The 13,649-nt window shown below is 69.4% G+C and carries 10 protein-coding genes and 1 pseudogene; 10 read left to right on the top strand and 1 reads right to left on the bottom strand.

The genetic code is table 11. The features are described from left to right. The first annotated feature begins 91 nt into the window (after positions 1 to 91). From BLW81_RS00720 to BLW81_RS00690, 7 genes are read left to right on the top strand one after another with little or no spacing between them, the layout of a single operon-like run. The gene (locus BLW81_RS00720; protein WP_083405522.1) at positions 92 to 793 is read left to right on the top strand and encodes a hypothetical protein; all 702 of its coding nucleotides are present in this window, start codon (positions 92 to 94) and stop codon (positions 791 to 793) included. Beyond that, complete coding sequence (locus tag BLW81_RS00715; RefSeq protein WP_083405521.1) at positions 790 to 1,995, top strand: hypothetical protein; 1,206 nt, start codon at positions 790 to 792, stop codon at positions 1,993 to 1,995. Before BLW81_RS00720 ends, BLW81_RS00715 begins: the two co-directional genes overlap by 4 nt. Then, a complete protein-coding gene (locus BLW81_RS00710; protein WP_083405520.1) occupies positions 1,992 to 3,818 on the top strand; it encodes an AAA family ATPase in 1,827 nt (608 codons plus the stop codon). Before BLW81_RS00715 ends, BLW81_RS00710 begins: the two co-directional genes overlap by 4 nt. Continuing rightward, entirely contained in the window at positions 3,815 to 4,462 is a 648-nt protein-coding gene (locus BLW81_RS00705) for a 4Fe-4S cluster-binding domain-containing protein (RefSeq protein WP_083405519.1), read from the top strand. The genes BLW81_RS00710 and BLW81_RS00705 overlap by 4 nt, the downstream gene beginning before the upstream one ends. Continuing rightward, complete coding sequence (locus BLW81_RS00700; RefSeq protein ID WP_083405518.1) at positions 4,447 to 4,983, top strand: FHA domain-containing protein; 537 nt, start codon at positions 4,447 to 4,449, stop codon at positions 4,981 to 4,983. The genes BLW81_RS00705 and BLW81_RS00700 overlap by 16 nt, the downstream gene beginning before the upstream one ends. After that, positions 4,980 to 5,714 (top strand): PP2C family protein-serine/threonine phosphatase, encoded by a 735-nt coding sequence (locus tag BLW81_RS00695; protein ID WP_235632136.1) that lies wholly within the window; start codon positions 4,980 to 4,982, stop codon positions 5,712 to 5,714. Before BLW81_RS00700 ends, BLW81_RS00695 begins: the two co-directional genes overlap by 4 nt. After that, on the top strand, positions 5,704 to 8,013 hold the full coding sequence (locus BLW81_RS00690; RefSeq protein ID WP_083405517.1) for a serine/threonine protein kinase: 2,310 nt from the start codon (positions 5,704 to 5,706) through the stop codon (positions 8,011 to 8,013). Before BLW81_RS00695 ends, BLW81_RS00690 begins: the two co-directional genes overlap by 11 nt. A gap of 3 nt (positions 8,014 to 8,016) precedes the next feature. On the opposite strand, the gene BLW81_RS00685 is transcribed toward BLW81_RS00690, so the two are convergent. Next, the gene (locus BLW81_RS00685) at positions 8,017 to 8,652 is read right to left on the bottom strand and encodes a LuxR C-terminal-related transcriptional regulator (RefSeq protein ID WP_235632135.1); all 636 of its coding nucleotides are present in this window, start codon (positions 8,650 to 8,652) and stop codon (positions 8,017 to 8,019) included. Between the two features lie 514 nt (positions 8,653 to 9,166). On the opposite strand from BLW81_RS00685, the gene BLW81_RS29530 reads away from it, so the two are divergent. The 3 genes and pseudogenes from BLW81_RS29530 (at position 9,167) to BLW81_RS29800 (ending at position 13,563) form a co-directional block, all read left to right on the top strand. Beyond that, positions 9,167 to 11,599 carry a hypothetical protein gene (locus tag BLW81_RS29530; protein WP_162277391.1) on the top strand — a complete coding sequence of 811 codons (2,433 nt, stop codon included), beginning with the start codon at positions 9,167 to 9,169 and terminating at the stop codon, positions 11,597 to 11,599. Continuing rightward, positions 11,503 to 12,078, top strand: a pseudogene (locus BLW81_RS29805) (protein kinase domain-containing protein); the annotation flags it as partial. The gene BLW81_RS29530 and the pseudogene BLW81_RS29805, both read left to right, overlap by 97 nt. Positions 12,079 to 12,414: 336 nt before the next feature. Further along, a complete protein-coding gene (locus BLW81_RS29800) occupies positions 12,415 to 13,563 on the top strand; it encodes a glycoside hydrolase family 3 N-terminal domain-containing protein (protein ID WP_407662367.1) in 1,149 nt (382 codons plus the stop codon). Positions 13,564 to 13,649 lie beyond the last annotated feature (86 nt).

Here is a 13,649-nt window from a genome sequence, read left to right as displayed (position 1 = left end):
CAGTCGAACGGTCGATACCCACACGCTCCCGCGTCGGCCACGATGAGGTGTTCCGCGGACGCGCGGAGCCGTCGACGACTGGGAGCACTCGGTGAGCATCACCAAGAACCTGGGCACCGACGAGAGCGCGATCGGGCCGTTCGTCAACGGCTTGATCACCGCGGTCGCCTTCGGTGGCGTGGTCTCCTCGGCAGGGTCCACCGACAGCGGTGTGCTGATGGTGGCGATCGGCATGGGTATCGCCTCGGCGGTGTTCGCGCTCGCCGACTTCCTGCGCAGGCCCTCGGTACTGCTGTTCGACGGCATGGCGATCCTGTTGCTCTTTCCCGCCATCGCGTCGTTCGTCAACGGGGTGTGCGGCAACGGCGTCGCGACGCCGCTGCGCTGGACCGCGCTCGCGCTGCTGCTCGCCGTCGCCGCGCTCACCGCGGCGGCCTCCTTCATCACGCTGCACAAGCCGTTCCGGTTCGGCGTCGGGGTGGCGCTGCTCGGTGCGGTGGAAGCGCTTGTCGCCGTCACGACGTTCCTGACCTACGGCACGACTTCGGACATGGTGATCCTCGCGGTGATGGTGCCGACGGCATTCGTGCTCGGCCTCTTGGTGATTCGGCTGCCGCAAGTGGTCACCGGACTGGCCGCGGTCGCGCTCGGCCTGCACGCCGTCTACACCTCGACTCTCGACGGAACCTGCGGCGGCAACGCCGCCGGACTGATGGTGATCCTGCTGTACTGCGGCGCCTACTTCGCCACCCGCGCGGTGGCCGGGCCCTTCAGCGGACGGCGCAGGCTGTGAGCGGCCCGAAGGGCGGCGCCTACCACGTCGAGACCGCCGAACAACGCGAAGCCCGGATGCTGCGCGACGCGAAGGCCGCCTACGCACGCGCCGAATCCCGTTGGCAGGAAATCGTTTCCCGGCGCGCCGCGCTGGCCGCTGTCGCGGGAGAAGCACCGGCATGCGAACGCCCTGCCGCGCCGCCGGCGAGCGCCGACTCCGCGGCATTCTCGGCCGCCGCGCAGGCTCTGGAAGCCGCGACCGCCACTGCGGCGACCGCGTTGTCGGCCGCGCGTGAAGAGGTCGCGCAGACCGCCCACGCCGCGCAGGTCGCCAAACTGGTGGCCACCCTGCAGGCTGAACCGCAACACCAACCCGACCACCGCGCGTCGCGCTGGCGACAGACCCGCGCGCCCGAACCCCAACCCGAAACCGTCGACTGGGACCGCGTCAACGAGCGCATCGACCGGCGGATCCGCGACCTCGCGCACCTCGACCACGACGCCGCCCGCGCGCAGGAGCTCATCGCCGACATCCACCGCTGCCGATCTGAATCGCGAATAAGCCTGCTGCTCAACGAACTCGACTTCCTGATCGCGGAGAGTCGAGCCGCCACGGCTCAACGCGAGGCACAAGCGGCGACGCGCGCGGACCTGCTCGCCATGCAGGCCCGCCTCGACGGGGTGGCCGGCGCCGACGCGCTGCGCGAGCGCGTCGCCACGCTGATTGCCGACGGCGTGACCGCCGTCCCCGACTACCTCACCGCGGCGGTCGAGGCCGCGATCGAACAGGCCGACGCCGAGGCCGACCGTCAGCACGTCGTGCGCGTCATGAACAAGGCGCTCCAGGAGTTGGGTTACGTGGTGGGACCGCAGTTCTCGACCGACCTGTCGAGCGCGAACGCCGCAGTGGCGCGCAACGGCTCCTCGCACTACGGGCTGAAGGTTCGGCTCGAACCCGGCTCCAACCGGTTCACCGCGCAGGCCGTGCGCTCGGACGCAGTGCTCACCACCGCCGACGAGGACGCCGCCGCCGAACGCGTGTTCTGCGATGCACTGGACAAGATGATCGAACTGGCCAAGCGCGACGGCGTCGACCTCGACGTCGACCTGCGCCACGAACCGGGCGCCTACGCCGTGCAGAAGGTCGCCGACGACAAGCTCGCCAAGCCGGCGGCCACCAGGGCGGCGACCAGGCCCGCCGAGAAAGGCCGCACGCTGTGACCGCACCTGATGCGCGGCCGGCCTGGATCCGCGAGATCGACCTCGCCACCCGCATGCACCCGCAGCTGATCCTCACCGGCAACCTGCGCGACATGTATTTGCTCGACGATCCTACCGGCCGGCGTTGGCCGATGTCGATGACCGACGCGCTGTGGTTCGTGCTGCGCCAGCAGGGATTCGCCGCGATGCTGACCTACACGCATTCGGCGGGCCTGGGCGTCGTCGCCGACAAGACCGGGTCGTTCAGCCCCGACGCGAGCCGTATCCTCGGCGCGGTCCGCAATCTTGAACTGGGCACCCGGCTGTCGTGGGACATGCTGCGCCAGGTGCTCGAGGCGATCACCGCGGTGCAGCCGGGCGTCGACCCGGGCGCGCCGATCGCGCTGATGTTCCCCGACGCCGGGCGGCTGTTCGACGATCCGCTCACCGAGGAGCAGCGCACGTTCCTGGCCACGGCGAACCAATTGGCCTACGACGCAGTGCGATTCGGCGGCAGCTACCCGGTGATCGTCTGGCTGATCGACCAGCCCGGTGACCTGCCGGCGTGGTTCAGCTCCGGTAACCACGCGATCCGCACCACCGTGGTGCCGACGCCGGATTTGGCGGCGCGGCTGCAGATGTGCGACGTGATGCTGCGTCGGGTGCCTGGCTTCCCGGTCGACGGCGGCGACGCGCTGATCGAGACGTTCGCCGAACTCACCCACGGGCTGCACTGCCGCGCGATCCGCGACATCTGCGCGCTGGCGGCGGCCAGCGAGGTGCCCGCCACCGCGATCGCCGACGCGGTGCGCGCCTACCGCATCGGCGTACCGGACAACCCATGGGTCAAACCCGAACTGCGGGAACGTATCGCGCAGGCCGACGTCGAACTCGCCGAACGGGTGCTCGGCCAGCCGCAGGCGGTGATGCGCACCCTCGACATCCTCAAACGCGCCGCGATCGGCCTGGGTGGCGCGCACATGCGCGGCCAGTCCAGCCGGCCGCGCGGCGTGCTGTTCTTCGCCGGGCCCACCGGTGTCGGCAAGACCGAACTGGCCAAGGCGATCGCCGAGATCGTGTTCGGCGACGAGAAGGCCTATCTGCGGTTCGACATGAGCGAGTTCGCCGCCGAGCAGAACGAGGCCCGGCTGATCGGCGCGCCGCCCGGCTACGTCGGGTTCGACGCCGGCGGCGAGCTCACCAACGGTGTGCGCGCACGGCCGTTCCAGGTGATCCTGTTCGACGAGATCGAGAAGGCCCACCCGCGGATCCTCGACAAGTTCCTGCAGATCCTCGACGACGGCCGGCTCACCGACGGCCGCGGCGCCACAGTGCATTTCACCGAGTCGATCATCGTGTTCACCACCAACCTCGGCATCGTCGTGCCCGGACCCGACGGACGCCCGGTCAACAATGTCACGATCGCCGACCCGCCCGACGTCATCGACACCAAGGTGCGCGACTACATCGAGATCCACTTCCGCGAGACCCTCGGCCGTCCCGAGCTGTACAACCGGCTGCGCGAGGGCGTGGTGGTGTTCAACTTCCTGCCCTCCGACGTGCTCGCCGACATCGCCGAGGGGTCGATCTCGCGGGCGCTGGACACCGCGTCCACCCGGTTCGGCGTCCCGATCACGATGTCCGACGACGCGCGCACCACCATCCGGACCGCCGCCACCGCCGACTCCAACAACGGCGGCCGCGGCGTCGTCTCGGCGATCGAGACCATGCTGATCAACCCGCTGTCGCGGGCGTTGTTCGCGATGCCCGACGCCGGGTCCGTTCCGGTGCAGATCGTGCAGGCCAAGCAGCTCGGGCAGAACTGGGAGCTCGAACTCCAGTGAAGCTGAACGTCTCTCGGCTGCACCATCCGGTCACCGCGCTCGGTCCCGGTATCAGGGCGGGGCTGTGGGTGCAGGGCTGCACGATCGGCTGCCCGGGGTGCGTGTCCCGGGACACCTGGGACCACGGCGACGGCACCGCACTCGAGGTCGATGACGTGCTGGCCTGGCTCGCCGGGCTCGGTGAGGTGGACGGGCTGACGATCTCCGGTGGCGAGCCGACCGAACAACCCGCGGCGCTGCACGCCCTGCTCCAGGGGATCGAAAGACTGCGTCGCGATGGCCACTTCGCCGGTGATGTGTTGTGCTACACCGGCCGTGACGAGGCCGAGTTCCACGCCGCGTTCCCGTGGGCGGCCGACCTGATCGACGCGGTGATCGTCGGGGCGTTCGCGATCACCGAACCGACCGACCTGCTGTGGCGCGGCTCGGCCAACCAGCGGCTGATCCCGCTCACCGACCTCGGGCGGCTCCGATACGGGCCCTTCCTCGACGAACGCGCGGAGCACCCGCCGCTTCAGGTCACCGTCGAGGACGGACAGGTCTGGATGATCGGTATCCCGCGCCGCGGCGACCTGCGCCGCCTCGAAACCGCCCTGCGCAGCAGCGGCGTCGAACTCGAGGAGGTGTCGTGGCGACCCCGATGAGATGCCGCGCCCACGGCCGGTTGACCGGCGACGTCTGCGAGCAGCCCGGCTGCTTCGAACCGGTCGAGCCCGATGTGGATGCCGCGCAGCCGCAGGCGTGCGCGGAGCCCGGCTGCGACATGCCGGTGCCGTGCCCGCTGCATTCGACGGGCGCCAAGCGCGACGCAGCCGAGGCCGCGGCGTACATCACCGCGAATCAGGCCACCGCGCAGACCGATACGGAGTTGCGGTTCCCGTGGGGACCGGTCGCGCTCGAGGAGGGCGAGCTGATCATCGGCCGCGACCACGCCGACCGGTGCGGCGCCCAGATCGAGGAGTTCACCAACGTGTCGCGGTTGCACGCCAAGCTCACGCTGCGCGACGGCCAGCTGTCCGTCGAAGACCAGGCGTCGACCAACGGCACGACGGTCAACGGCGACAGGATCGACGAATACCAGCCGACCGCCCTGGCTGACGGCGACGTCATCGGGTTCGGCGCGCATCTGCGGGCGGTCGTGGCGATGAGGAGGACCGGTCAGTGACCCACATCGCCGTCACCGCGTTCACCGACACCGGCCTGGTGCGCAAGCGCAACGAGGACGCTCTGCTCATCGGTGGGTGGTCGTGTCAGGCGGCTGTGGGAAGCGTTGTCAGCATGCGGTTCTCGGCCGACGCGCCGTTCGTCGCCGCGGTCGCCGACGGCATGGGCGGACACGCGGGCGGCGACCTGGCCAGCAGGGTGGCACTCGGCGCGATCGCCGAGGTGTCGACGCACTGGAGCACGCCGGACGACGTGGTGAACGGCCTGCACCAGGCCAACGAGCGGGTGTTCCAGGTCGGCCAGAACCCCGAACTCCGGGGGATGGGCACCACGATCGCCGGCATCTGCGTCCTCGATGAGCACGTCGTGGTCTTCAACGTCGGCGACAGCCGGGTCTACAGCGTGAACAGCGGTTTCCTGCAGCAGGTTTCGATCGACGACGCGATACTGGACGCCGAGGGACGGCCGACGAACACGATCACCCAGTCCCTCGGTCAGCGGCTGCCCATCGACCCGCACATCACGCTGCACCCCCGCGACGGATCCGGCTACCTGCTGTGCTCGGACGGGGTGAGCGGCATGATGACCGCAGCCGGGCTGCGCGCCGCGGTGATGACCGCCGACTTCGCCGACGCCGCCGAGGCGATTATCGACGCCACCCGGCAGGCGGGGGCGCACGACAACTTCTCGTTCGCGCTGATCTCGATACCGGGGGCCGCGGATGGCCAGTGAACCGACACAGCGCGACCAGCGGCCACCGACGCAACGCGATCAGCGGCCGCCGACACAGCGCGATCAGCGCCCGCCGACACAACGCGACCAGCGGCCACACACTCAACGCGATCATGCGCCGCCCAGGAGCGCCCTGCGGCTGCCGGACTACCTGGAAGCCGAGTACGACCTGATCGAAGACCTCGACTCCGGCGGCGAGGCCAACGTCGCGGTCATCCGCCGCCGCCGCGACGGCGTTTGCAAGGTCGTCAAGATCTACCACCGCGGTATCACGCTGTCGCAGTCCTTCGTCGACCGTCTCGCCACCGCGGACCCGGCCCACGTCCTGCCTGTCACGCGATCGACCTACACCGGTTGGGGTGCACCGCGTTTCATCGAGGTGATGGACTTTTTGCCCGACGGCTCGCTGGAGACGCTGCTGGCGCGCTCGGGCGGCCGGGCCCCCGAACTCGCGTTGGACATCCTCGTCGAGATGACCGAGGCGCTGCAGTACATCCATCAGCGCATGGGCATCGTGCACCGCGACATCAAACCGGCCAACATCCTGATCCGGAGCCGTCAGCCGCTCGATCTCGTGCTCGCCGACCTCGGTATCGCCGCCGAACTGGCGGCCACCCGGCAGTCGCGTCGCGACACCACCGGCGGCATCAAGGGCACGCTGGTCTATCAGTCACCCGAGACGCTCAACACCCCGAACGCCGGCCGCAGCCGCGACTGGTGGGCCGTCGGCATGATGATGTGCGAGGTGCTCACCGGCCAGCACCCGTTCAAGGACGGCAGCGGGCGGCCGCTGCGCGACGAGAACGCCATCCGGCACGCCATCACGATGGGCGACATCGACCTGTCCGCGGTCGCCGACCCGCGGTGGAACCTGTTGTGCCGCGGGCTGTTGGTGCACAACCCCGTCGACCGGTGGAGCGCACCGCAGATCCGCGCGTGGCTGGACGGCGACTCGCCGCCCGTCGCCGCGGCACGACCGGCCGGGATCCGCGGCGACCGGCCGATTCCGGCGTTCCGGTTCGCCCGACGACGCTTCACCGACCCGGTCCAACTCGCCACCCACATGGTGACCAACTGGGATGCGGCGGTCTCGCTGTTCACGTCGAAGCAGCAGTGCGACGCGCTGCGCGCCTGGATCCGCGAGGACGTCCGCGACACCCACATCGAGACCAACCTGCTCACGCCGGTCGGCGGACGACGCTCACAGATCGACGCGCGCATCCTCGAGTTCGCCGCCCACTATCGCGGCAGCGACGTGATCTACCGTGGCGCGCCGATCAATTCGCGTGACCTCGCCATCCGCTATCTGCAGGCCGGCGACGATTGGCCGCGCGACCCGCTGCTGCAGTCGCTCGAACCCGACGTCGTCGCCGCGCTCGTCGAAACCCAGTTCGACGAGAAAGCCGGGCCCGCCGGACAGTCGGCGGAGTACTACGCGCTGGCGCGGCTGTCGCGGTACGCCAAGGACGTCGACCAGCGGATCGACGCCGCCGCGGCCGCGATCGTGCAGGCCGCCACCACCAGGGTGGCCGGCGTGGACGTCGGCGTCGATGTGCGCGAGGCCATCCCGCGGCGCATCACCCGCGCCAAAGGCGTCGCGCGCGCCGCGCTCCTGTCACCGGCCTGCCTGACCGATCTGCACCGCGACCTCACGCAGATGGACCGCAGCGGACCGCACTGGTTCGCCGCGCTGTGCGCGCAAACCAGGCCGCCCGCACGCCACCCCGACAACGCCGACGCCGACGCGCAACAGATCGCGACGACGGCACTCGCCCACGGCGTCGGCGACCTGGCCCGGCACTACCAGCAGGCCGTTGCGGCCGCCGAAGCCGCCGAACAGGAACGTCGGCGCGAGATCGAGGCCGCCGAGGCCGCGGCGGTCCGGCACCGTAATCAGGCGATCAAGCGGGGGCTGACGTTGCGGGCGCTCGGCGCGGCGGCCGTCGCGGTCGCGGCGCTCATCGCGCACATCATGGTGACGCCCAAGGTGCCGCCGACGACCGAGTGGCCGTTCAGCTGGGTGCACGAGATCCTGAACTTTCCGAGCGCGACGTTCCAACAGGTCGCGCTGGTGCTGGCGATCGCCGCGCTGGTGCTCATGGTGGTGGTGGTCAACTTCGCCGACCTGGACCTGCGCATGATGGACACCGCGACCAAGTCCGCGATCGGCTTCGGGGGCGTCTGCCTGCTGCCGCTGGTGCTGTCGGCGGTGTGCTTCGTGCTGCTGATCGCGCTGGGCATCGCGGCCGTCGGGGTGGTCATCCTGATCGCGATCGGGATCGCCGGCGCCGCCAGCTGACGATCACAGATCGTCGACGTTGAGGATGCCGTCCTGGATCGCCCGTGCGATCAGCGACGCCTTGGTCGGAGCGGGCCGGCCCACGGCGGCGTACTTCGCGCGGACCCGCTGCAGGTGGGTGCGCACCGTCGACGGTTCGACGAACAGGCGCCGCGCGACGAGGTCTTTGTTCTCCGTCTGGCACCACGCGATCAGCACTTCGCGCTCGCGGCTGCTCAACCGCGGTCGGCCCATCACCTCACCGTTGCGCAGTGCCCGCGCCATGCACGGCGCGACGTAGGGCGTATCGGTCGTGGCGGCATAGATCGCGTCGGCGAGGTGCTGACCGCTCTCGGACTTCTGCACGTAGGTGACCGCGCCGGCGTCGAGGCTGGTGAGGATGATCTCGTCGCCGCTGAGGTAGGAGTAGACGACGACGCGGTAGCCGCGGGCGCACAGGTCGCGCAGCGCGTCGAACTCCGGGACATGGCCCTCGTACTTCAGGCCGAACAGCACGACGTCGATGGCCGGCGATGCGCTCGGGTGGTGGTCGAGAAAGTCGCGTGGATGCGAGTAATGGCCGACGACCTTCATCCGTGGCTGGCTGCCCGTCACCCATGCCTCGATGCCGGCGTGGACGACGTCGTGGCCGTCGATCACGGCAACCGCGACGTCTGTCTCTTCTCGAGTAGCCCCCGGCACGAACCCCAATCCCCATTTCAGCTAATTCAGTGACTGATCGATTAGATCAACCATTTCTTGAGTCCGCAATATTTTCCCGACGCGGCGCGGCCAGGAATCGCGTGCTCGGTTGTCGTGCACGTCAAATTTATCAGCTATTGCGATCCTGTCTAGATCAACGATCAGACCGGCCCTGAACATTTGTATTGTCCGTTGTTCGCTAACTGGACCGGTTGATGCGGGGGAAAGCGTACCAGTATGCCGATACTGATGTATGGCTACCGTAGCCGCGATGTCGGTCAAACGGCGTATATCTCCACGCGTACGGCTTGAGCAAAATATCGTTGCCTATGTCAATGTGATGCCTCACCGAACGGAAAGGACCGGCCTTGCACCGCCCCACGTGTGATCGGCTGCGCACGGCTTGTTCCTCACCGGTGCCGGTATCGCCGAAACCGTCAGCCGCTCCGGCTTTTTCGAGGTGAATTGATCGATGGACGCAGTATTTGTCCTGTTCATGGTCCTGATCGGCCTCATGGTGTTGATGTGGACCCTGTCGCTGTTGGCCCGTCGGCAGAAAACCATCGCCACCACGTTGCCCCCGGAGCGCGCGGTCGAGGTCTGCGACAGCAGGTTCTCGCGGGTGGGCTGGCGCCGGGTCGACGGTGACGGGACGCTCAACTACTCACCGCGCGGGTTCGAGTTCCGCGGTGCCAAACCGCCGACGCTGTCGATCAATGTGTTTCCCGACGACGAATCGGATCTGACGTTCGTCGGCATGTGGCTGTCGCAGTGGACGACGCAGTACGGGATGATCAGCCACGTCGAGAAGGTGTTCTGGAAGCGCTGGACCCTTCCGAAGGCGCTGCGCAATGCCGAGCAGGCCGCGAACCCGGTACCGCTGGCCCCACAACCGACCGCCGCGGCGCAACCAATGGCCGCCGCGCCCAATCCGCTCACCGCGCAGGCGTCGGCCGGCAGCGACAAGCCCGCTTCGACCGATCTGCAGGTGCCGCTGGTCAACCCGGGTCTGCCGGACGACGATGCGAAACAGTTGGCATACAGGATGTTCCACGCCTGCGGGCTCACCCTGCTGTCGTGGGGGCCGCGGCCGCTCGATGAACACGTCCAGGGGCTGCTCGCGACCGCACCCGCTTTCCGCGACACCGAGCTGTCCGATGCCGGCGCGGCGGAGTTGCCGGGCGTCGAGGGCATGTGGCTCGGTTTCGAGGGTCCTGCCGGTTCGATGATCGCCTTCTTCGTGACCGGCGGCGAGGGACAGGGCATCATCGACAACCTCCTCAAACCGATCCAGCGGATGCCCGCAGAGTGGAACTGGGCAATCAGCACCGCCGGTGGGGAGGTCCCCTCCGGCGTCGCCACCATCTTCGCCGGTGCGCAGATGGTTCCGCTGTGGCAGTTGTCGTCGTTCTCCGGACAAGCGCCCGCCGAGTCCGTGCAGGTCTCGCCGGAACTGGGTGCCCGGCTCACCGCTACGGGGTGGAACCAGATCGACGATCACGTCTACCGTCAAGACCTGTCGGTGACCGGCGGTGGACTGCAAACCATGGTGTTCGGGCCGCACGGCCCCGGCACCCTCGCCCTGTTGGCGCCGATCGGTGGGGCCGTCGACGGCGCGATCCCGCCGCAGTACCGCAGCCGCTCGTACGGTCGGTACCGCCTCGATCTCGCGTCCGACATCGTGGTGCTCTACCTGCCGTTCCCGGCCGAGACCGTCGAACCCACGGCCGAGACCGTCAACGCTGAGGCCAATCAGCTCGCCGACTACGCGTTCCGGCAAGCCGACGAGATCGCGAATTCAGCGCCGACAGTGAGCTTTTCGGAACCGACGCATGCGTACTCCGAAGTGCCGGAGCCGCCCACGACGGCCATCCCGCCCGTTTCGCCGTTCGCCCACACGCAGGCAGCGCAGACGCCCTTGCCCATCGGCGGGGACGCGCCTGCCGAAGCGCCGCCGTCGCGGACGCCGACGTCGCGCAACCCCATGCTCATCGCCGGCGCGGTCGTCGCGGTCGGCATCGTGGCGGCCGCGGCCATCTTCGCGCTCACCGGATCGGACGAGTCGCCGCGCAACACCGCGGCGTCGGGACCGAACGCGGCTCCGGCCGCGGTCGACGAGGTCAGCCCCTGCGACGTGGCGCCGCTGCTGCAGCCGGAGACGGTCCGCTTCACCAACAGCGGGTTGATGATCTCCACTCACATCACGCCGGGCTGCGACAACGGCGACCTGCTCGCCAACCGCGGATTCCGCGTCGCCGTCGTCGACGGTGCCGGAAACAACGTCGCCTCAGGGGTTTTCGACCTCGGCAGCACACCGATCGCGGTCGGCAGCGGCGGAACCACCGTCGACTTCACCTTCCCGGCAGGCACCTACTGGCGCACCGCCGACGCGATCAGCGGGGATCTGGAGCTCATCCCGCACCGCGACGGCTACGACACCACACCGGGTTCGAGCATGCGCTCGGCGACCGCGGTGACCGCCGACAAGGCCGGCGCACCCGAGAGCGGCGACCTCGAAACCGCCGCGCAGTCCGCGCTCGACGACATCGCCGCCGCCGACCGCTCGGTCATCGACTCCACCCTGCTCGACATGTGGCAGCCGCAGCTCAGCTCCAAGCGGCCCGGCCTGTTCGCCGACGGCATCACCTGGACCAATCCCGAGATCCTGCGTGAGCACCTGGCGTTCCGCGAGCAGTACCCCAGCGCCCGGCTGCTGTGGTCGGGGGACTGGCCGGTCTACAGTGACCGCACCTGGTGGGTCACCGTGTCGGGAGTACCGTTCAACACCGGCGAACAGGCACTGGGCTGGTGCGTCGACCACAATTACGACTGGGAGCACTGCTTCGCGAAGATGCTGAGCCACACCAAGGGCAGCGACGGCACGACGCTGCTGCAGAAGCGATAGACCGCGTGGCCCTGGCCAACGGCGCGACGTTCGCCGGATTTACCATCGTGGACCGGCTCGGGGCCGGACGATCCAGCACCGTTTATCTGGCGGAGCGGCAACAGGATTCACGGCGCGTCGCGCTCAAGGTGCTGGACGCCGACGTCTCGGCCGACCCGCAGTTTCGCGCCCAGTTCGACCGGGACATCGAGATCGCGGCACGGCTCCGTCACCCCAACATCACCGCGGTGCTCGGTCACGGCGAGGCCGACGGCCGGCTGTGGGTGGCCACCGAACCGGTGGACGGGCCCGGCGCGGCACGGCTGATGCGCGAGCGGTACCCCGACGGGATGCCGGTAACGGCGGTGACGACGGTCGTCGACGGCGTCGCCGCCGCGCTCGATTACACGCACGAACACCAACTCGTGCACCGCCACGTCAAGCCGGCCAACATCCTGGTCGCCGACCCGTTCTCGGGTGGCTACCGAATCTTGTTGACCGACTTCGCGACTGGGCGGCCCCGCCAGAACGTCAGCCGTCGTATCGACCAGTACGCACTGGCCGCGACTGCGATCAACCTGCTGACGAACCGCGCACCGGGCACCTACATCGAGTCCGGGCTCGCCGGTGACCGACCCGACCTCGCGCCGCTGGACCCGGTGTTCGCCCGAGCGCTGTCGCGGAACGTGGCCGACCGCTACCCGACATGTCGGGCGTTCGCGGACGCGCTGCGCGACGCCGCCACGGGCGTCACCACCACCACACCCGCGCCACAACCTGCGGCCCCGCAGCCGGCGAACCGCCGGTGGGCGACCGCCGCGCTGGCGGCGGTCGTGGTGGCGGTGCTCGCGGTGACCGGATGGGTGGTCCTGAAACCGCGGCTGGAACCGGATCCGCCTGCCGCACAGGCGCCGTCGGCCGCGCCCGCGAACGACCAGCCCCCGCCCCCGCCGCCGCCCGGCTGCGAAGACCCCGCGATCGCGGCGACCGCGCTGCCGTTGCGCGACAAGCTCGCCCAGCTGCTGATGGTCGGTGTCACCGGCGCCGACGACGCTCGCGCCGTGGTCGCCGATCACCGGGTCGGCGGCATCTTCATCGGCAGCTGGACCGACCGGTCGATGCTGCAGAACGGCGAGCTGCGCTCGATCGCGGACTCGGCCGCCCCGTTGCCGCTCGCGGTCAGCGTCGACGAGGAAGGCGGTCGGGTGCAACGGTTGTCGAGCCTGATCGGCTCGCAGCCGTCACCGCGGGAGCTGGCCGCCACGATGAGTCCCGAACAGGTGTACGCGATCGCGCTGGACCGCGGCCGCAAGATGCGGGAGATGGGCATCACGATCGACTTCGCGCCGGTCGTCGACGTCACCGAGGCGCCCGACAACACCGTCATCGGTGACCGCTCATTCGGATCCGACCCGCAGACCGTCACGGCGTTCGCCGGTGCGTACGCCCAGGGACTGCGCGACGCCGGACTGCTGCCGGTGCTCAAGCACTTCCCGGGCCACGGCCACGGTTCGGGGGACTCGCACACCGGATTCGTCAGCACCCCCGCGCTCGACCAGTTGATGGCCGACGACCTCATTCCGTATCACACGCTGACGACCGTCGCGCCGGTCGCGGTTATGCTCGGTCACCTCGAGGTGCCCGGCCTGACCGGCACGGACCCCGCCAGCCTGTCGCAGCCGGCCTACGACCTGCTGCGCTCGGGCGGGTACGGCGGCCCGCCGTTCACGGGGCCGGTGTTCACCGACGACCTGTCCAGCATGGCCGCGATCAATCAGCGCTACGGCGTCGCCGAGGCGGTGCTGCGGGCGCTGCAGGCCGGCGCGGACGTGGCGCTGTGGATCACCACCGACGAGGTGCCCGCGGTGCTCGACGCGCTGGAGCAGGCCGTCACAACCGGCCAGCTGAGCACCGCCCGCGTCGACGACGCGGTCACGCACGTCGCCCAGATGAAATCGCCCCGACCGCCGCACTGCGGCGGCTGACCGCGCCGACCTGGGATTTCGCCGCCAAAAATTAGTGCACGGACCATACCCCGGCGGACTTTAGGATTTTTGTGGCCCCTGTTCTG

The organism is Mycolicibacterium rutilum, assembly GCF_900108565.1.
In the GTDB taxonomy this organism is placed as follows: Bacteria; Actinomycetota; Actinomycetes; order Mycobacteriales; family Mycobacteriaceae; genus Mycobacterium; species Mycobacterium rutilum.
Note: the sequence above shows the minus strand (reverse complement) of the source record. Positions and strands in the feature narration are given on the sequence as shown.